The organism is Salinivibrio sp. AR647, from assembly GCF_001995415.1.
GTDB lineage: Bacteria > Pseudomonadota > Gammaproteobacteria > Enterobacterales > Vibrionaceae > Salinivibrio > Salinivibrio costicola.
Genome location: NZ_MUFE01000003.1, coordinates 223,381 through 244,149 on the forward strand (window position 1 = coordinate 223,381; position 20,769 = coordinate 244,149).

Below are 20,769 nucleotides of genomic sequence, written 5' to 3' on the forward strand. Positions count from 1 at the left end.
CGTGTCCGTCAGCGCTATAGTCTGGTCAGACCACAACAATAAGTGAGCAAGCGATGGAACAGCACCCTTATCCCCACATGCTAGCCCCGCTCGATCTTGGGTTTACTACCCTGAAAAATCGTGTCTTGATGGGATCGATGCATACCGGGCTTGAAGAAGCAAACGATGGTTTTAAAAAATTGGCGGCCTTTTATGCTGAGCGAGCCAAAGGTGAGGTGGGGCTCATTGTAACAGGCGGATTTTCGCCTAATTTTCGTGGCCGTCTAACCCCATTTAGTGCCCAGTTTAGCTCTGGACGCGCGGCGCGTGCACATCGCGCGATCACCGAAGCCGTTCATGAAAATGGCGGCAAAATCGCGCTGCAATTACTTCATGCCGGTCGTTATGCCTTTCATCCGTTTGCCCAAAGTGCGTCAGCGATTCGCGCGCCAATCAGTAAGTTCACCCCGTTTGAAATGAGCGAGCGGGCGATTTGGCGTACGATTAAAGCCTTTGGCCGCAGTGCCGCGCTTGCTCGCGAAGCTGGCTATGACGGGGTCGAGATCATGGGCTCTGAAGGCTACCTGATCAATCAGTTTTTCTGCCACCGCGCCAACCGCCGTTATGACCAATGGGGCGGGCCAGTCGACAATCGTATGCGGTTTGCGGTTGAAGTGATGCGAGCGGTGCGTCAAGCCGCCGGTGATGACTTTATTGTTATTTTTCGTCTATCGATGCTGGATTTGGTCGAGCAAGGCAATACCTTTGAAGACGTGGTCACGCTCGCGAAAGGCCTAGAAAAAGCAGGCGTCACTATTATTAACACCGGTATTGGCTGGCATGAAGCGCGAGTGCCTACTATCGCGACCCAGGTGCCACGAGGCGCATTTAGCTGGGTCACTGAAAAACTAAAAGGCGAGGTATCGGTGCCGTTAGTCACCTGTAACCGTATTAATACCCCAGAGGTTGCCGAGTCGATTCTCGCCAAGGGGCAAGCGGATATGGTCTCCATGGCGCGCCCATTCTTAGCCGATGCTGAATTCGTTGCGAAGGCCAAAGCCGACCAGTCGAATGACATTAATACGTGTATTGCCTGCAACCAAGCCTGTCTGGACCATGTCTTTAAAGGCAAGCGTGCCAGTTGTTTGGTTAACCCTAAAGCTTGTTATGAAACCGAGCTCGTGGCAACGCCTGTACGCCAAGTGAAACAAGTGGCGGTAATTGGTGGCGGAATGGCCGGGATAAGCTGTGCCACTGAAGCGGCTGAACGCGGACATGACGTGACCTTGTTCGAAAAAGCGGATCGGCTCGGCGGCCAGTTTAATTTAGCGATGACGATTCCGGGAAAAGAAGAATTTAAAGAAACCATTCGCTACTACCTTAGACGATTGGAAAAAGCAGGCGTGACGGTCAAGCTTAATCAAGCCACTGATGTCGATACATTGCGTGCGTTTGACGATATTGTTGTCGCCACGGGTGTGAAGCCACGCCGTCCCGCCATTGAAGGCATTGATCACCCGAGCGTTATTGATTATCAAACCTTTATTCGTGAACAGCCTGAGCTGGGGAGCCATGTCGCCATTATCGGTGCTGGTGGGATCGGCGTTGATGTCGCGACCATGATTACCGAACCCAGAAATCAAAGTTTGGACGCTTGGCTCAATGAGTGGGGAATCGATAAGACTATTACCCACGAAGGCGGACTCTACCCTGGGCACGATACGCTTAGCGACAAGCAGGTGTGGGTATTGCAGCGTCGCGAAGGACGAGTCGGAAAAGGTCCGGGCAAAACCACCGGTTGGATCCATCGAAAAACGTTACAAAAGCGTGGTGTGAATCTTGTCGGTGGCGTGAGCTACCATAAAATTGATGATGAAGGCCTGCATATCAGTGTTAAAGGAGAAGCACACCTGATCCCTGCCACCCAGATCATCTTGTGTGCGGGGCAAGAATCTGTGAATACGTTGGCCGAGCAGCTTGATGATGCCAATGTCTCTTACCATTTAATTGGTGGTGCCGAGCATGCGGGAGAGCTCGATGCGAAGCGAGCCATTCGCCAGGGGATTGAGACAGCCTTGGCGCTTTAGCGGCGGGAGTCTGTGCTAATATGCTGATATCCGCTCATGCAGTGAGCACTAAACGGTTAAAAAGGATAAACCATGGACGCACTTGATTTGCTATTAAAGCGCCGCTCTGTGCCACGATTAGCAGCGCCAGCGCCGAGCGGTGAAGCACTAGAAAACATTATTCAAGCAGGATTACGAGCCCCTGATCATGGCGCACTAACGCCGTGGCAGTTTGTGATTTGCGAGGGCGATGGGCTGACGCGGCTTTCAACCATTTTAGCCGAGGCAGCACAGGCCAACGGCGCGGATGAAACGGCAGTGAAAAATGCCAAAAACGCACCCTTTCGGGCCCCGATGGTGGTGGCCGTGATTGCGCGTACACGTGTGCATGACAAAGTACCGACCATTGAGCAGCATATTTCTGCGGGATGTGCGACGCATGCGATGCAAATGGCAGCGGTCGCACAAGGGTATCAGGGCTTTTGGCGCACTGGCGCATTTGCATACCACCCCGCTGTGAGAGAGGCGTTAGCCGTTGAAGGCGATGATCATATCGTGGGTTTTTTGTACTTAGGAACGCCTGATTGTGCGGCGGCTAATGCGCCTAAACGCGATACTAGCCAGTTTGTCTCTTATCTTTAAGCCACGAGAAGGGCTTGGTTAATCGAGTAAACCTGTGCATATGTACAGGTTTTTTATTGCGCCTCGATCGTGCTTTGCATACCATGCGGACAGCGACTGATAAAGAGACTCTGTCATGGCACGATTATTTATTGCGGAAAAACCGAGTTTAGGGCGCGCAATTGCCGCAGGCCTGCCTAAGCCTCATAAAAATCAGAAAGGATACATTGAAACAGGGCAAGGCGATGTGGTCACCTGGTGTATTGGTCACTTACTCGAACAAGTCGAGCCCGAGGCTTATGACAGCCGCTATAAAAAATGGCATCTGGCTGACCTTCCTATTGTGCCTCAACAATGGCAATTGCGCCCACGCAAAGCCGCCTCGGGCCAGCTGTCCGTGGTTAAAAAACTGATTAAGCAATTTGATCAGCTGGTTCATGCCGGCGACCCAGACCGCGAAGGGCAGCTGCTGGTGGATGAAGTGATTGACTATGCGAAGGTCAGTCAGAGCAAAAAAGCCAATATAAAACGCCTTTTGATCAGTGATTTAAACCTCTCTGCGGTGAAAAAATCACTCAGCAACATGCAAGACAATAAAGGTTACATGCCCTTATCTGTTTCCGCGTTAGCTCGGTCACGTGCCGATTGGGTCTATGGGATGAACCTAACGCGCGCTTATACCCTGCTAGGACAACAGGCCGGTTATCAAGGCGTATTGTCGGTCGGGCGGGTACAAACGCCGGTGCTTGGCCTGGTGGTGCGACGCGATCAAGCAATCAAACATTTTATTCCCCATCCGTATTATCAGCTCGACGCCATCATTGCTCATCAAGGGAGTGAAATACGCGCGCGATGGCAGCCCAGTGACGCCTGCGCCAAATGGCAAGACGAGCAAGGGCGCGTACTTTCTCGGTCACTCGCCGACAATGTCGCCAATCGAATTGCGGGGCAGCCAGCCACGGTCACTGACGCGGAACGTCAGCAGCGAAAGCAAGCGGCGCCACTGCCTTATAACTTGTCAGCCTTGCAAATAGACGCATCAAAGCGATTTGGTTTTAGCGCCCAAAAAGCCCTGGATGTGTGCCAACAACTGTATGAGCGCCACAAAATCATTACCTATCCGCGATCGGATTGTCGTTACTTACCTAAAGGGCACTTCGCTGAGGCGCCCAAGGTATTGGCAGCGATTAAAAAGGGGTGTCAGACACTGATCCAGGCTTGTGACAGTGCGGATCCAAAACGCAAAGGCAAGGCATGGAACGATGCCAAAGTCGGTGCGCACCATGCGATTATTCCAACCGCGAAAGCCGCGCCTGCGAGCTTGTCGGGCGATGAAGCGAAAATTTATCAGCTGGTGGCGCGCCAATATGTGATGCAGTTTTATCCGCCTGCCGAGTATGCAGAAGGAAAACTGGTGTTTGATATTGCCGGTGGCTGTTTTATTGCCAAAGGCAAGGTGCTCACTCAAGCGGGCTGGCGCGCGCTATTGCCCTCCACGCAAACCGCAGACAGTGACGCCACGCCTTTGCCCTTAATGGAGAAAGGTGAGCAAGCGCAGTGTGAGCGTGGCGACATTAAAGACTGCATGACCGAGCCACCGGCTGCGTTTACCGAATCCAGTTTGTTACAAGCGATGACCGGCATTGGCCGCTATGTGCAAAACAAAGCACTGAAAGAGATACTACGAGAAACCGATGGGCTCGGGACCGAAGCCACTCGGGCTGGGATTATTGAGCTGTTGGTAAAACGTGGTCTTTTGAATCGACAAGGAAAAACACTTCACGCGACAGCCAGTGGAACGGGATTAATTGATGCCTTACCCGACAGTGCGACCTACCCGGATATGACCGCTGATTGGGAGCGGCAGCTGCAAGATATGGCGGACCGACAATGCGCGTATCACCCCTTTATGCAAGCGTTAACCGACAAGGTCGCGGGCTTGATTGAAAGTGTAAAAACCTCACCACCGCCTGCCTCTTTGCAAGGTTTACCGGCTGCGCCGGCAAAAACATTTAAACGTAAAACACGGCGCACCAGCACTCGTCGTAAAGGAGCGGCGAAATCAACGGGTAAGACCGCGACACAATAACCGCACCAGTATACTCGAGCAAAAAATGCAGTGATCGCCCGACAACAGACTCGCGGCCACTAAAATAAATAGGCGGCGAGACAACCGACCAACGTCATCACAAATAAAAAGAGTTTTAATAGCTTGGGGTTCGCGGAGATAGCAAATCGTACCGCAATCCGTGCCCCGACCATGGTCCCTATCGCCAGGATCAGCCCTGGCGCCCAACGGACCAGATCATCAGCAATAAATACCAACAGTGAAAGAGAGGTGAAAGCTAAGGTGCATGCCAGTTTGAGCGCATTACCACGGACCAAGTCGTAGTGTAAGGTGCCACATAGCGCGGCGAGCAAAACAAATCCGACCCCTGCTTGTACGAATCCGCCATAAAAGCCTGCGAGCATAAGACCAAACCATGCGGTGGGTGTGTCAGCCACCTTTTTGACTGGCGTACCGGCGGGGGGGCCAAAAGTGGCTGGCTTAACCAGCATCACTACCGTCATGGTCAGCAAGGTACCGAGTAGCAACGGTTTGACCCAACTGGTTGGCAACCATGCAGCGGCCAATGCGCCGCACAAGCCCCCGATTAAATTCGGTATCAATACCGGAATGATATCCTGAGTATCGAGCTTGTCATGTTGACGAAACCCGCTCATCCCTGACGCACACTGTAGCCATACCGCCACCCGGTTGGTGGCGTTGGCGACATCGGCAGGCATGCCCATCACCATCAATGCAGGTAATGTTAGGTTAGAGCCACCACCCGCGAGGGTATTGATAATCCCGGCGATCACGCCCAAGCTCACCAAGATAAAACTGTATTCGAGACTGATCGCCATACACGCTCCTTGTTTGCAATCTCTTGTGTTTTTTGGATAAAGGCGGTTCGATTGTATCGCCAATGTGTGTATGTAACCGTTTGATCTTACGCATACTGAGCCTGTGTAATGCGGTGAAACTGACCGGTAACACTGGCGATTCTCTCTATGCCCTTTATAATCACGTGCTACACCTGAGGTTTTTGGTTAATGTTCGCTCCATAAGCAGGGCGAGATAAGGTTGTACCAGGTCATGCAGCAAGCTGTTCCATCGGCACTTGATAAAGTCGCCCGCCGCTCGGCGCGAGTCGGATTCATTTATAATGTGGTTATCTCCGTGATGGTCTTCATGTTTGCGGTGGTTTCCGTGGAGTTTTGGCTATATCAACAAGCCCATGACCAAGAAGTAAAAGACGTTCGTAACGCCTTGTTGGCCTACCGCTCCCGGATTGAGCTTAAAGTGACGCAGAATGTCGATTTAAGTCATGGACTGACCACCTATATCAGCTTAAATCCAGATCTGACGCAAGACCAATTTTCTCGCTTTGCCAGCCAGTTAAAAGCCAAATCTGCTCATATCCTCAATTTTGGTGCCGCGCGTAATTGGGTGATCAGCCATGTGTATCCTGAGAACCTAAAATCATCGTTAGTCGGGACGCGTTACCATGATGTGCCTGAGCAATTAGCCAGTGTACGTGCGGCGTATGCCTCCAGTGAGCCCGTGATTTCAGGGCCGGTCGATCTTCTTCAAGGCGGAACCGCCTTAATTGCACGCCAATCGATCATCAATCAAAACACAGGGTTACCCTGGGGCGTGTTATCCACGGTGCTCGATATTGATAGCCTTTTCTCCGCAAGCTTTGCCGAAGGCGAGGCGTATCCAGTGCGTGTGGTGTTGCAAGAAAAATCGACCGCCGAGGGGAGGTTTACCCCCATTTACGGTGAGCCTTCGATCTTAACGCAGTCCCCTGAATCCGTCGCAGTGAGCTTGCCTTCCGGCCACTGGCGCTTATTGGGGATCCCGCAAGACGGTTGGAAAAGTTTGCATCCTCACCCCACGGTATGGGGGGTTGGCTTGATTATCCTAGGGTTTTGGCTCGGCGGGTTATATGCTCGATTAAATGCTGGACGCAGCTTTGCGCAGTCGATTGGTCGCATGGTTGATGATAGTTACCGCTTTAGGAGTATCTTTAAACGCCATGATGCGGTGATGATGTTACTGGATGCCAAAAGTGGCGAAATTTTAGATGCTAATGACAGTGCCCAACGTTTTTATGGCTATGACCATGCAACGCTCACAGCGATGAGTATCAGCGAGATTAATACACAAGTCGACAGCACCCTCAAACAAAGCCTTTCACAGGCGAGACAGCGCGAGAAAAACTGCTTTATTTTTGAACATCGGCTAAAAAACGGTGAGAGTCGCCAGGTCGAGGTTCATTCATCCCCGATCACCGTTGGTAACGCCCGCCTGCTGTTCTCGGTTATCCACGATGTATCTGAACGGTTAGAGGTTGAACGTAAGTTGATGCTCAATGCGAAAATCTTTGAGCAATCGAGCGAAGGGGTGCTGATCACGGATGCGCAAGGTGCTATCGTCGCCGTCAATGGTGGCTTCAGTGCGATCACCGGGTATCAAGAAGAAGATGTCGTCGGCGCAATGCCATCCATCCTGAATTCGGGCCGTCATGACGCACATTTTTTCGCCGAAATGTGGCAGCAGATACATCAAGAGGGACATTGGAAAGGCGAAATCTGGAATCGCCGTAAAGATGGTATCGTGTATCCACAGCTTCTCTCGATCAGTGTGGTAAAAGATGACGCCGGTGACGTGGTGAATTATATCGGTGTTTTCTCTGATATCACCCAGCTTAAAGACTCAGAAAAAAAACTGATTGATTTGGCCCACTATGACTCGCTAACCGGATTACCGAATCGCCTGCTGCTTACGTCGCGCATTCGTCAAGCGATGAATAGGCAATCGGTCCAGCGTAACCAGCTGGCGTTGATGTTTCTCGATCTTGACCAGTTTAAGTTCGTCAATGATAGCCATGGCCATACCGTCGGTGATGAGCTCCTTAAATTAGTCAGTCAGCGCTTAGAGGGTCTGTTAGAGGAGGGCGATACCTTAGCCCGCCTCGGTGGCGATGAATTTGTGATCCTACGGGTGATTCATGCTGATGATAATGCCTGTATTCGCTTATCTGAAGATGTGATCCATGCCATGAATCGCCTGTTTATGCTCAAAGGTGGGATCGACGCTCAAATCGGTGTCAGTATCGGCATTGCCCAATATCCAGAGAATACCGCGAGTACCGATGATCTGCTGACCTTTGCCGATTCGGCGATGTATCACGCGAAAAAATCGGGGCGAAACACCTATGCGTTTTACAATGATGCGTTGACGGTAGAAGCGAATCACAAGTTACGTTTGGCGGTCGAGCTACGTCAGTGTGTGCAAAATGAAGAGTTAGAATTATATTACCAACCCCAGGTCGATCTGGTGACCGGCGATATTATTGGCGTCGAGGCGTTATTGCGTTGGCATCACCCAGAGCGGGGGCTGTTATCACCGTTTCACTTTATTGATGTCGCCGAAGAGCGCTCGATTATCCACAATATCACGCAGTGGGTGGTTGAGACTGGATGTCAGCAATTAAAAGCCTGGCAGGATGCGGGCCTCAACGTGTCTATGGCGGTGAATATCTCGCCGCGCAACCTTGCCGACGTGGCCTTTACGCAAGTGGTGTTTGAGGCCTTGGACCGCACCGGCGCCGATCCGCGCTTTTTAGAGTTAGAAATTACCGAAAATACCTTGATAGAAAACCAAGCCAACGCGTTAAAAGTGCTGGAGCAATTACGTGATAAAGGGGTTGGGATTGCGATCGACGATTTCGGCACTGGCTATTCATCGATGGCTTATCTCAAGCGCTACCCCATTTCAAAATTAAAAATTGATCGTCATTTCATTAAAGACATACAAAGCCAATCACCCGATGAACAAGAAGTGGCAATTGTGTCGGCTATGATTGCCATGGCCGATAGCCTTGGGATGGGGGTCGTTGCTGAGGGCATTGAGACCTTGCATCAACAGGCGATTTTGCATGAATTGGGCTGCACCTTTGGTCAAGGGTTTCTCTATCGCCGTCCTATTCCCGCCGTGGAGATGAGCGAATTGTTAGGTCTGGGTCCAGAGGGAGAGTGCGGCGCGTAATCGGCTCCTCCTCTAACTGTCATTGCTCACAGTTTTAGGGCGCAGAGGCAGGAATGATGTCAATGCCTTGCTGTTTTTTTACTCTGATAGAAAATGGCAAGGAGCACAATCATGACTTTTTTCTTTCCTCGACAGCGGCTGGCCATCGCGGTAGCGGCCTCGTTGACTATGGCAGCGTCGTTTTCCACTGCGGCGGCCCCGCATATCACGGTAACCACAGCAACGACACAGTCTGATCGACCGCTTGATCCCAACGCCCCAGCGGTCTTCTCGTTAGGTAAGAACATCTACCAAATCAGTGTGGAAGGGATAGCAGGTGACTGTCAGGCCGCGTCTCCCGAGAACGCGAAATTTAATACGCCTATCCCGCTTTCTTGCCAAGACAAGACAAACTTTGAACTTACCGTGCGTTTTGCTGGGGATTATGGGTTTTATTATCAGCCAGAGACGCAAACAATCCGCGTTAAACGTGAACCGAAAAAGACCGCATCAAGGTTTAAACGCCCGTTGCCCGATGTCCAGTGTCACCGCTATCAAGGTGGGCCGGTCACCCTTTCTTTGGGAGAGAGTTTTGCCGATGGCACGCAATTAAAAGAGGCGCTCAGTGGCCAGGTTGTCACGGTGAAAAATCACAGCGTGACGCTCACCCCAGCCTCTGAAAGTGGCGGGTTGGTGTTGCTCGCCCCAATTACAGCACCAGAGCCAGATTTTACCTATCGCAATGCAAACATTTATTTTGTCATGGTGGACCGATTCAGCAATGGCGATCCGAGTAACGATCACAGCTATGGGCGGCGTCAGGATAAAGCGCAAAACATTGGCACTTTTCATGGCGGAGATCTACAAGGCGTGATCGACAAATTGGATTATATCCAAGCGCTCGGCACCGATGTAATCTGGTTATCGCCGATCGTAGAGCAGGTTCACGGGTTTGTCGGTGGTGGCAGTCAAGGGGACTTTCCGTTTTATGCCTACCACGGCTATTGGTCGCGTGACTTTACCCAAGTAGACAACAACTTTGGTGATGATGCCACACTAAAAAAATTGGTCGACGAAGCGCATCAACGCGGACTAAAGGTGTTTCTGGACGCAGTCGTCAATCACCCAGGTTACGCAACGCTCGCGGATTTACAGCAAGACGGGATTGAGGTAGTCAATGACACTGAATTACCGGCGCAATGGCAAAATTGGCAGCCCGGTGACGGACAAAGCTGGCATGACTTTCATGATGCGATTGATTATAAGAGCACGAATTGGCAGCAGTGGTGGGGAAAAGACTGGGTACGCGCAGGATTACCGGGGTACGATGAGCCTGGCAGTAGTGATAAAACGCTGACCTTAGCCGGATTGCCTGACTTTAAAACTGAATCTTCGCAACCGGTGACCCCGCCACAATGGTTGCTCAACAATCCCGGCACGCGAGTAAAGGTGCGAGACAATTACACAGTGAGTGATTACTTACTTGAATGGCAAACCCAGTGGGTTGCGCGTTTTGGTATTGATGGTTTTCGTGTTGATACCGTCAAGCATGTTGATGGTGAGGTTTGGCGAGCGTTAAAAGCACACGCCTCAGAGGCATTGAAAAGCTGGCGCGCCGCTAATAATCAAACGGGCGAGCCCTTTTGGATGATGGGAGAAGTATGGGGGCACAATGCCTACCGGAGCCCTTATTTTGACCAAGGCTTTGATGCACTGATTAACTTTGATCTGCAAAAGCGGATGGACAAAGGGGCGTATTGTTTAAGTGAAATGGAAACCACGTATCACGCGTACGCTGAGACCATGCAAACAGAAGCGGATTTCATTCCGGTTAGCTATATGTCGTCTCATGATACCGAGCTCTTTTTTAGCCGTTTTAAAGATGCCAGCATGCAACGCGGTGCTGCCAACGCATTACTTCTGGCGCCCGGTGCGGTGCAAGTCTATTACGGTGATGAAGTTGGACGTGATTTAGGCCCTTACGGCGATGACTTTCACCAAGGAACACGCTCGGATATGGTGTGGAAGCGTAACGCCATGCAGGCGGGGTTATTAAACCATTGGCGAAAAGTGGGGCAGTTTAGGCAACGCCACCCTGCGGTAGGTGCGGGCGCGCACCAAGTGATCCCTCAACCAGGCGCGTATGTCTTTTCCCGGCAATATGGAGAAGACACCATTGTTGCCGCGTTTGTCGGGCGTCAAGCCGAATAAGTGACCGCCGCGAACAGGATGTTTATCCTTGTTGAACGTACCATACGAAAAAGCCCGTCACTCATTGAGTGACGGGCTTATATGTATTGGTCGGTCTGACTGGATTTGAACCAGCGACCCCTGACACCCCATGACAGTGCGCTACCAGGCTGCGCTACAGACCGACTAAGCGCTATATTACGAATCGACCTAATGGCTGTCAATTGCTAAACGCGGTTGTTTCCCGGTTTTTCAATTGTTTGGCTACTTATGCGCCACTTATTGGCCATTATTGCGGCTCGTGATCCTCAGGATAATAGAAACGCTTTAATTCGTGCATCACTTGCATCAATAGTGACAACTGGGGCTTACCTTCGGGAAGTGGGGTATAGTGGCGATCATAGACTTTATAATTGCCAAATTTATCCACCACCGTGGTTTTTTGTGGCTGTATCACCACAATATCGCGACTGTCACCGGCCAACACCCATTTGCGTGATTGGCTCTCGAGTTCAAACAGATTCACACCGCTACTGTAACTGTTGGCGGGTGAGCTCACCGATAGCATCGACTCCATCAATGTTGGTGCCACATCAAGGTGGCTACTGTAATGATTGATCTGCTCGGCCGGTTGATTAGGCCAGTGCATCACCATCGGTACTTGAAGCTGATAACGGCTGTAGTTTGAGTTCGAACCCCAGCTATTCATCCCGGTTTCATTAAATTCCATGCCGTGGTTTGCCGTAATCATCACTACGGTATTGGCTAGCTTTCCCGAAGCCTCAAGCTGTTGAATCAGTTCGCCCAATTGCTCATCCAGATAGTGAGCGGCATTGTTATAGCTATTTTTGAGGACCAAGCCTGTTTGCTGGTCGACACCGGCCATTCCACTGTTAAGCGCTGGTTGGAAAGGTTGCGCATAGTCGCCGCCTTGCTCATATTCATTCACCGTGGCGAGCTCTAAATAACCAAACCAAGGTGTATTTGCTTGGCGCCCTTGTAGCCAGCTTTGCATCGAGGTGATCGCACTGGCATCGGCCTGCCAAGCCGGTGCCTCTGACTGTGTATCACGGTCGAGTGCGCGACTAAAAATACTTTGATAGTAAATGGGATTAGAAAAGTTATCGCCACTGAACAGCCCGAGTTGATAGCGACGTTGATTGAGTGTATCCATCAATACAGGACGCAAACCCTCAGTTCGCGCGCTTTGCGCATAGCTGCCCGGCAGTCCATAAAAGAAACCAAACAAACCGGCCATATCATCGTTGCTGCTACTGAAGTGATTCTTAAACCACAGGTTATCGGTAGCGAAACGATGCAGGTGAGGCATGGTGACTGGGTTAAGCATATCGGCACGCAACCCTTCAACCATCACCACCAATAAGTTTGGGCGGTATTTGTTGGCATCTGGCGCAAACGACAGTGGCTCCAACGGATAACGAATCACCTCGCTGGTTTCTTGGCCGCGCTGCTCGCGTAGGCGTTGATACTCTTGTCGATCGAGCAAGCCATACTTTTCCATAAAGGTTTTTGCTGTCATCGGGTACGAGACAGGAAAGGTCGAACGCTGCGCCGTGACCGGGCTATAAATGAACGCATCGGCCCAGATATGGATTAAATGGCTGGCAATAAAGCAAAGAGCAAACACGCTGGCAACCGGAACACCAACGCGTTTACGGGTTAATTTACGCAGCTTACGCCACACCCACTCGGCCATGATCAGCTCTAAGATAAAGATCACCGGCCCAGCAATAAATAAATACTGCCAGTGGGCATTCATATCGGTTTTTTCGCCGCTTAAAAGCAGCTCCCACACCAAGGGATTAAGATGTAGGTGTAAGGTTTGATAGGCGTAAATATCTAGCAGCAATACCATCATTCCGACAGTCGCGACTATTACCGCAAAAAGCCGCATAAGACGCTGAGACGGGATGATAAAACTGGCTGGAAAAATGATCAGAATATAAAGCGCAAAAACCAGGAAACCGAAGTGGCCGACCCAGTTAAAGATCAAGTAGCTTTGCCCTAATAGGGTGTCTGGCCACCCAGATTGGCTGATATAGCGGGTGCCCAGCAACATAGCGGCAATGATGTTGAAAAAGCTAAACCAATGCCCCCAACTGATCAGCTGGGATACTTTGTCGCGATACGATGTTCCGCTATCAACCATACAAATTTATTCTTCTCTGATTAGATACTGCTGCAAGCGTTATTGGTTATCGATGGATGCCATTAATGCTTGGGCGAACTTCTCGGCAAATGCCTGACGTTGTGCGGCAGGAATATTGTGGTTAAGGATATTGGTGGCGACATTCCCAATCACCATCAGTGATAAATCCGTCGATGCATCGTGTTGCTCTAACACATTGACAACATCACTGATAATACGTTCCACTTGCTTATCATCATATTTTGAGGTTACAGGCATAAAATCGTCTTGTCTTCTTAAAACCAAAGCAGCGTATAATAACCCACACTTTAGTCTTACTGAAAATCTTTTCAATCATGACCCTCACGCTTTCTAACGTAATATTACATCAAATTGTCAAACAAGCTGATGATTCGCTTAATGTTCAGCTTCGCGACGGACCATTACCGCTCAACGAACAAACCGAAAATCTGATGGCCGATGTACATCGGGTTTATCATGCAAAAGCAGGCAAAGGGTTTGCGTTGTTCGACACCGAGAGTGAATTCCAGCAATGGTTAAAGGCTTACCGCGCTGACGAACTGGACTTTCGAGCCTTTTCTGAACGTGCCGTTGAACGTCTGCGCGCTGAGCTCGCGAAATACCCATTTGCCGATAGTGGCACCTTGGTGATGGCGCATTATCGTGCCTTAGCCACTGACTACGTATTTATTGGTGTGGTGGAATCAAAGCACAGTTTACGTGTCACGGACGAGCTTGACGTTAACGCCACCGAATACCTAGATGTCAGCAAAATGGATATCGCGGCACGGATTGATTTGTCTACCTGGGAGACGGATCCGGCATCAAATCGTTACTTGTCGTTTATCAAAGGGCGAGTTGGGCGCAAAGTTGCAGACTTCTTCCTTGATTTTTTGCAAGCGGAAGTGGGCATGGACAGTAAACAGCAAAACCAAGTGCTGATGCAGGCGGTTGAGGATTACTGTGATGATGCCCGTTTGGATAAAGAAGAGAAGAACAACTACCGCAAGCAGGTGTATGACTACTGTAACGATCAGCTTAAAGCGGGTGATGAAGTGGTGGTCAAAGAGCTCGCGGAGGAATTGCCAGCGACCCCCGAAGGAACGGACTTTTATCAATACACCAACCAGCAAGGCTATGAACTGGAAGCGCAGTTTCCTGCCGACCGCACCACCATGCGCAAGTTAACTAAATTTGTCGGATCGGGGGGTGGCTTATCGGTCAACTTTGATGCCATGTTGATGGGGGAGCGCGTGTTCTACGATCCAGACACAGACACCCTTACCATAAAAGGGACGCCCCCAAATTTGCGTGACCAACTACAACGCCGTTTATCCAGTCGAGACGATGAATAAAAAAAGCGGGACACGGCTAACGTGTCCCGCTTTTTTTTAAGCGCTTTTATTGCTCGTTAGGCACGCTCTGGCGCAGACGCTATTGCGGTTGTATCTTCTTGCGCTTGCGCGGCCTGGTTTGGCTCAACCTTATCGACAAACCAACCGAAGTAGCTGGTCACGATGGTGACGGCAATACACACAAAGCTTAACCACATGAAAGGTGCATAAGACAAGGTGGCGACACCAAGAATACTGGCCATATAAATACCGTTATCACTCCATGGCACCATGCCTGAGGTTAACGTGCCACCAAATTCAGCGTTACGAGACAAGTTTTTACGTTGATAACCCAGTCTGTCGTAGTTTTTGGCACAGATTTTAGGGGTTAAGATCAGCGACACATACATGGCCGAGCCGAATACGTTCCCCATAAAGGCGGTGCCGATGGTGGAGGTTGCCAAGCTACCTGCACTGTTAACGCGACGCTCAAACAAGCTGGCAATGGTATGCAAGACCCCGACTTTTTCGAGCAAGCCACCAAAACCCAGACCAAACACAATCACAGCCACGGAACCGAGCATTGAAGACATGCCACCGCGGTTGAGAATGGCATCGATAAAGTCGACACCCGATGAGATAGAAAACGGCGCCCACGCGGTATTAATGGCGTTCACGGGGGTCATATCTTGCAGCATTACAGCCCAAACCACACCCAGTAATGAACCAAAACTAATGACCGGGAAAGATGGTAATCGCATTGCCAGCAGCGCGAGGACAATCAGCACCGGCACAAAGGATAGTGGTGAAATCACAAACTGATCCTGCATCGCTTGCTTCACCATCTCTACTTGGCTCATATCCACATTGCCTGCGTAGTGCCAGCCAATCAGAGTAAACAGAATACCGGTAATGATGTAACTGATCAGTGCAATCGGCAGCATGCCTTTAATGTGCTCAACGATTTCGACGCCAGACATTGACGAGGCAAGGATCACTGAATCAGACAATGGCGACATTTTATCACCAAAGTAGCACCCTGAAAGAACGGCACCTGCCGTCATTGGGGCAGGGATCCCAAGGCCTTGACCAATCCCCATCATGGCAATACCCGCGGTTCCGGCAGCCCCCCAAGAGGTGCCCGTCGCTAAAGCGGTTAACGAGCAAATCAACATGGTCGCTAAAAGGAAGATAGAAGGGTGGATAGCTTTAAGACCATAGTAAATAATAGTGGGGACGATCCCGCCTGCAATCCAGGTACCTACCAATGCGCCAACCGATAGAAGTATTAAAACGGCGCCTAAGCCGTTAGAAATTCCTTTCGTGGCAGCACTTTCAAGATCTTTGTATTGATGGCCAAGTTTTAACCCCAGTCCCATAATCACAAACCAGCCGATAAATAAGGCCAGTTGAATGGGGAGGTCTAATTTGGCGGTAAACGAAAACGCGAGCGCCAAAAAGGCGCCAAGTGCTAATACCACCTGAATGATGGAGGGTAATCGAGCTTGCTGTGTTGTCATAACTTAACCTTCTTCACGTCGCTTGCTGGGTAACCGGTCGCTTGCGGGTTACCGATAGCGTTGAGCGAGTCAATATCATTATCGGAAGGTGGATCGTCTGTGATTGCGCGACTACTCCCTGCGCGATTTAGCGATGCCTTAAGCAACAACCAAACTCACATCACTGTCCTTGTTTCAGTATCCTTTGTTCCATTTGTGAGGGGCCCTACTCTAGCTAACAGAGTAAAGTGATGGGAAACATTTTTGTCGCTTATGTGAGTCGCGCGCGAATTAAGTTACATCCTGACATAATTAGTTAATATATGGTTATTTTAAGGGTGTTTAAATGTTTCAATATTTTGTTTTGTCTGTGTTTTTCAGTTTGTTTTTTAGACGCCTGTACGTTAAATCAAGTTAGACATAGGTGACGGAAACTTGAAAATGAGGTCATTTAATAAGCAGGCAGAGGCGTTAACCTGACGACCGTGATAAGACGTGTTAGTATCAAAAACGTTTTTTCACTGACTGTCAGGCAACCATATGCTGTTGTTAACGGCGGTCACACAACATGGAGTGTGAAAATTATGATGCGAGTAGGTTTAGTTGGCTGGCGCGGCATGGTGGGATCGGTGCTGATGCAGCGCATGGTAGAAGAAAAAGACTTCGACCATATCGAACCTGTGTTTTTTAGCACCTCACAAGTCGGGATTGCAGCGCCGAATTACGGCAAAGATGCAGGCATGTTACAAGATGCCTATGACATTGAAACGCTCAAAACCCTCGATGCTATTATCACCTGCCAAGGCGGCGATTACACCAACGATGTTTACGCAAAACTGCGTGAATCAGGTTGGAAAGGCTATTGGATTGATGCAGCGTCATCATTACGAATGGCAGATGATAGTATCATCACCTTGGATCCGATTAACTTCAAACACATCCAAGCGGGGATCCATAACGACACGCGCACGTTTGTCGGCGGTAACTGTACGGTTAGCTTGATGCTGATGGGCTTAGGCGGTTTGTATCAAAACGGTCTGGTTGAGTGGATGACCGCGCAAACGTACCAAGCGGCGTCTGGCTCAGGCGCAAAACACATGCGCGAGCTGATCAGCCAAATGGGTGTCATCAATGATTCAGTGAACACTGACTTGGCAAGCCCTGCAACATCTATTCTAGATATTGACCGCAAAGTGGCTCAAACCCTACGCTCGAGCGATTTTCCTAGCGAGCAGTTTGGTGCGCCACTCGCAGGCTCATTGATCCCTTGGATTGACGTCAAGCGTGACAACGGCCAAAGCAAGGAAGAGTGGAAAGCTTCGGTTGAAACCAACAAGATCCTAGGGTTACAAAACAATCCGATTCCTATCGACGGGACTTGTGTCCGTGTAGGAGCCATGCGCTGTCACAGTCAGGCGCTGACCATCAAGCTGAAAAAAGCGGTGCCGATGGATGAGATTGAAGACATGATTGCGTCGCACAATGACTGGGTGAGCGTGGTGCCTAACGAGCGTGACGTGACCATGACGGATCTGAGCCCAGCAAAAGTGACAGGCACCATGTCTGTGCCAGTGGGTCGTCTCCGTAAACTGGCGATGGGGGATGATTTCCTTAATGCCTTTACTGTGGGTGATCAGCTGTTATGGGGAGCGGCAGAACCGCTACGCCGCACGCTGCGGATTATCTTGTCAGAAAAAGAACAAGATTAATTCTCTTGGACTTATCAAGTTCCGTTAAGCCGTCAACCTAGTTGGCGGTTTTTTTTTGCCTAAAATGCGAGTTTGCAAAGCGTATCAGGCATAAAAAAGGAGGCGATAAACGCCTCCTAGTGATTGGTAAGCCTGGGTTTACAAGAGCCTAGGTTTGCAAGAGCCAGGGCTTGCAACAGACCTTTTTCGCGCTCGGTCTGTTGGCGATGGGTTTAGCCTGCGAAGTTTTTCGCGACGAAGTCCCAGTTAACCAGTTTCCAGAATGCAGCGAGGTAATCTGGACGCACGTTACGATAATCGATGTAGTATGCGTGTTCCCAAACGTCGACAGTCAACAATGGCGTTTCACCATCGTGAGTCACGGGCGTTTCGGCATTCGAGGTGTTGACGATTGCAACCGACCCGTCTGCTTTTTTCACCAACCAAGTCCAGCCTGAGCCGAAGTTAGTCACAGCAGCATTGGTGAACTGAGTTTTAAACTCGTCAAACGAACCAAATGCTTTGGTGATCGCGTCTGCAACGTCACCTGTTGGCTCACCGCCGCCATTTGGGCTTAGGCAGTGCCAGTAGAAGGTGTGGTTCCACACTTGGGCCGCATTATTGAACACGCCACCTGACGAGGTCTTGATAATGTCTTCGAGTGATTTACCTTCGAAATCTGTGCCTTCGATCAAACCGTTCAACTTCACCACATAAGTGTTGTGGTGCTTGTCGTAGTGGTAGTCGAGTGTTTCTTTTGAGATATGTGGTTCTAGTGCGTCTTTTGCGAAAGGTAATTCAGGTAGTTGGAATGACATTGCTATATATCTCCGTTTTTATCGTGAGAGTGCTTCCTGTAGTCGATCACTGACAGTGCAGGGGCAAATACGAATGACTGACAACGGATGATCACTGACTACCCATTGCCGTTATCGCCACCTAACCATCGAGTGTGACTACTATTTTCGTTTTGCTAAGTCTAGTTTAGCAAGTTTTTACTTTATTAAAAGGATCGCAGCAAAATTTTTACGCTTAATCCCACAAAACATTTAGGCATTTTTTTCCAGCCTGTTAACCAGTAGAATCAAAATAAGATTCACAGACAGTGTTCGAGGAAGCAATGGAAACAATGGACAAAATTAAGCAGCAAATCGAAGAAAACGCGATTCTGCTATACATGAAAGGGTCGCCGAAACTACCAAGCTGTGGTTTTTCGTCACAAGCCTCTCAAGCGCTGATGTCGTGTGGCGAGAAGTTTGCTTACGTGGATGTGTTGCAAAACCCAGAGATCCGCGCAGAGCTACCTGTTTACGCACAGTGGCCAACATTCCCACAGTTGTGGGTTGACGGAGAGCTGGTTGGCGGGTGTGACATCATCTTGGAAATGTTCCAAAAAGGTGAGTTACAGCCACTGGTCAAAGAAGCGGCCGCGCGTCGTGATGCGAGTGAAAACGAGTAATTGTTCGCGTTTATCCGGCTCTCGCCGTATCACTGAAACGAACCGTATCAGGTAAAAAGCCACGTTATAAAACGTGGCTTTTTTCTTGTCTATACCGCCTTTTTACTTACATAGCGCGTTTACGCCCTAGAGCATCATCGCGGCTAACCAGCCGAAGGCAATTAATGGCAGGTTATAGTGGATAAAGGTGGGGACCACGGTATCCCAAATGTGTTCATGTTGGCCATCGGCGTTCAGGCCCGACGTTGGACCCAAAGTAGAATCCGAAGCGGGTGAGCCAGCATCGCCCAGGGCGGCGGCCGTTCCCACCAAGGCAATGGTTGCCATCGGCGAGAAGCCAAACGCCAGTGAGAGTGGCACATAAATGGTAGCGATAATCGGAATGGTCGAGAACGACGAGCCGATCCCCATGGTCACTAGCAAACCGACAATCAACATCAAAAACGCCGCGAGCGGTTTGTTATCGCCAATCGAGCCTGACAAAGAGGCGACTAAGGACTCCACACCACCCGTTGCTTTCATTACCGCGGCAAACCCAGCGGCGGTGATCATAATAAAGCCGATCATCGCCATCATGTGTACCCCTTTGGTAAACACATCCTGGGTGTCTTTCCAACGGATCACGCCGCCAAAGGTAAACACCATAAAGCCGGCCAATGCGCCGACAATCATCGACCCTGCCATCAGCTGCACGCTTAACGCCGCGACAATCGCAATGCCTGCAACCCACAGGTTACGGGGGCTAATGGCGTGGTTTTCCGGCTCAGCAGTGAGGACGTTCCCTTCACTGTATTGGCGTGGCTGGCGATAGCTGATAAAGGTCGCGATCAGCAAGCCGACTACCATCCCGGCTGCCGGTAATAACATTGCCGTCGGCACCTGGCTGGCGACCACGTTTAGGCCATTGTCATTGAGGTTTTTCAGCAAAATATTATTCAAAAAGATGCCGCCAAAGCCGACCGGCAACACCATATATGGCATGATCAAACCAAAGGTCAGCACACAGGCGACCAGGCGACGATCGAGCTTTAAGCGTTGGAACACATGCAATAAAGGTGGGATCACAATAGGAATAAAAGCGATGTGGACCGGAATCGCGTTTTGCGACGAAATAGCCAAAAGGCCTAATAAGACCAAGACCACATATTTAAAGGTGGCGGTATTGGCATCGGTTGGGCGCGCGTTAAGCTTGCGGATCACCGAGTGCGCGAGAACATCGGTGATCCCTGAACGGCTAATTGCGACCGCAAAGGTACCGAGCATCGCATAACTGAGCGCAATAGTGGCACCACCGCCAAGGCCACCTTCAAAGGCACTGATGGTCTCGGAAATACTGAGCCCACCGACCAGCCCACCAAGGACCGCACTAAAGGTGAGTGCGACGACGACATTGACGCGCATAAGGGCCAGTGCCAGCATGACACAGACTGAAATGACTACCGGGTTCATGGAAACGTTCCTGTTATAGGGGTTATCACTGCAGCGTTGCCGCAGGGGTTATCTATGATTTTGTAATTAAGCTACCCAGTTTGCGCAAAATTTTGTCTGTGTCGAGGGGTAATCGGTTTTTTTGGTTACTTTCTTTCATGCTTGTCAGCGTTGCTGAAATTCGCGACCAGTAAAGTAGGCAAATAGGGCGCGGCGCCGCCCCCAGGGATGGATTCACGGCATGTCTGTGTGCGAG

General features: G+C 50.2%; 14 protein-coding genes and 1 tRNA gene. 8 read left to right on the forward strand and 7 right to left on the reverse strand.

The features are described 5' to 3' along the window. Nucleotides 1-53: 53 nt before the first annotated feature. The 3 genes from BZG76_RS04995 to BZG76_RS05005 all read left to right on the forward strand — a co-directional run bounded on the left by BZG76_RS04995 (nt 54) and on the right by BZG76_RS05005 (nt 4,755). Nucleotides 54-2,066 (forward strand): NADPH-dependent 2,4-dienoyl-CoA reductase, encoded by a 2,013-nt coding sequence (locus BZG76_RS04995; RefSeq protein ID WP_077460374.1) that lies wholly within the window; start codon nt 54-56, stop codon nt 2,064-2,066. A gap of 72 nt (nt 2,067-2,138) precedes the next feature. Continuing rightward, complete coding sequence (locus tag BZG76_RS05000) at nt 2,139-2,687, forward strand: NAD(P)H nitroreductase (protein WP_021022292.1); 549 nt, start codon at nt 2,139-2,141, stop codon at nt 2,685-2,687. Between the two features lie 115 nt (nt 2,688-2,802). Further along, entirely contained in the window at nt 2,803-4,755 is a 1,953-nt protein-coding gene (locus tag BZG76_RS05005; RefSeq protein WP_077460375.1) for a DNA topoisomerase III, read from the forward strand. Between the two features lie 59 nt (nt 4,756-4,814). On the opposite strand, the gene BZG76_RS05010 is transcribed toward BZG76_RS05005, so the two are convergent. Continuing rightward, a complete protein-coding gene (locus BZG76_RS05010; RefSeq protein ID WP_077460376.1) occupies nt 4,815-5,573 on the reverse strand; it encodes a sulfite exporter TauE/SafE family protein in 759 nt (252 codons plus the stop codon). Nucleotides 5,574-5,805: 232 nt separating this feature from the next. Here BZG76_RS05010 and BZG76_RS05015 point away from each other — a divergent pair, with 232 nt between their 5' ends. Together BZG76_RS05015 and BZG76_RS05020 are read left to right on the forward strand one after the other, a co-directional pair. Then, a complete protein-coding gene (locus BZG76_RS05015; RefSeq protein WP_077460377.1) occupies nt 5,806-8,766 on the forward strand; it encodes a bifunctional diguanylate cyclase/phosphodiesterase in 2,961 nt (986 codons plus the stop codon). A 111-nt stretch (nt 8,767-8,877) separates the two neighbouring features. Next, complete coding sequence (locus BZG76_RS05020) at nt 8,878-10,956, forward strand: alpha-amylase (protein WP_077460378.1); 2,079 nt, start codon at nt 8,878-8,880, stop codon at nt 10,954-10,956. Between the two features lie 87 nt (nt 10,957-11,043). On the opposite strand, the gene BZG76_RS05025 is transcribed toward BZG76_RS05020, so the two are convergent. The 3 genes from BZG76_RS05025 to BZG76_RS05035 form a co-directional block, all read right to left on the reverse strand. Further along, a tRNA-Pro gene (locus BZG76_RS05025) sits at nt 11,044-11,120 on the reverse strand. Nucleotides 11,121-11,224: 104 nt separating this feature from the next. After that, complete coding sequence (locus BZG76_RS05030; protein ID WP_077460379.1) at nt 11,225-13,105, reverse strand: DUF3413 domain-containing protein; 1,881 nt, start codon at nt 13,103-13,105, stop codon at nt 11,225-11,227. A gap of 39 nt (nt 13,106-13,144) precedes the next feature. Further along, nucleotides 13,145-13,363, reverse strand: coding sequence for a YejL family protein (locus BZG76_RS05035; protein WP_021022298.1), 219 nt, complete (start codon nt 13,361-13,363; stop codon nt 13,145-13,147). Between the two features lie 77 nt (nt 13,364-13,440). Here BZG76_RS05035 and yejK point away from each other — a divergent pair, with 77 nt between their 5' ends. Then, nucleotides 13,441-14,460, forward strand: coding sequence for a nucleoid-associated protein YejK (gene yejK / locus BZG76_RS05040; protein ID WP_021022299.1), 1,020 nt, complete (start codon nt 13,441-13,443; stop codon nt 14,458-14,460). Nucleotides 14,461-14,516: 56 nt separating this feature from the next. Here yejK and nhaC read toward each other — a convergent pair whose 3' ends face one another. Next, nucleotides 14,517-15,959: a Na+/H+ antiporter NhaC gene (gene nhaC, locus BZG76_RS05045; protein WP_021022300.1), complete on the reverse strand. Its 1,443-nt coding sequence runs from the start codon at nt 15,957-15,959 to the stop codon at nt 14,517-14,519. A gap of 563 nt (nt 15,960-16,522) precedes the next feature. Between nhaC and asd the strand changes: the two genes are divergently transcribed. Then, complete coding sequence (asd, locus tag BZG76_RS05050) at nt 16,523-17,647, forward strand: aspartate-semialdehyde dehydrogenase (RefSeq protein ID WP_021022301.1); 1,125 nt, start codon at nt 16,523-16,525, stop codon at nt 17,645-17,647. Nucleotides 17,648-17,859: 212 nt separating this feature from the next. On the opposite strand, the gene sodB is transcribed toward asd, so the two are convergent. After that, nucleotides 17,860-18,444 carry a superoxide dismutase [Fe] gene (gene sodB, locus BZG76_RS05055; RefSeq protein ID WP_021022302.1) on the reverse strand — a complete coding sequence of 195 codons (585 nt, stop codon included), beginning with the start codon at nt 18,442-18,444 and terminating at the stop codon, nt 17,860-17,862. Nucleotides 18,445-18,746: 302 nt separating this feature from the next. On the opposite strand from sodB, the gene grxD reads away from it, so the two are divergent. Next, complete coding sequence (gene grxD / locus BZG76_RS05060) at nt 18,747-19,085, forward strand: Grx4 family monothiol glutaredoxin (protein ID WP_021022303.1); 339 nt, start codon at nt 18,747-18,749, stop codon at nt 19,083-19,085. Between the two features lie 126 nt (nt 19,086-19,211). Here the strand turns inward: grxD and BZG76_RS05065 are convergent, their stop codons facing one another. Further along, nucleotides 19,212-20,534 (reverse strand): Na+/H+ antiporter family protein, encoded by a 1,323-nt coding sequence (locus BZG76_RS05065; RefSeq protein ID WP_077460380.1) that lies wholly within the window; start codon nt 20,532-20,534, stop codon nt 19,212-19,214. Between the last annotated feature and the right edge of the window lie 235 nt (nt 20,535-20,769).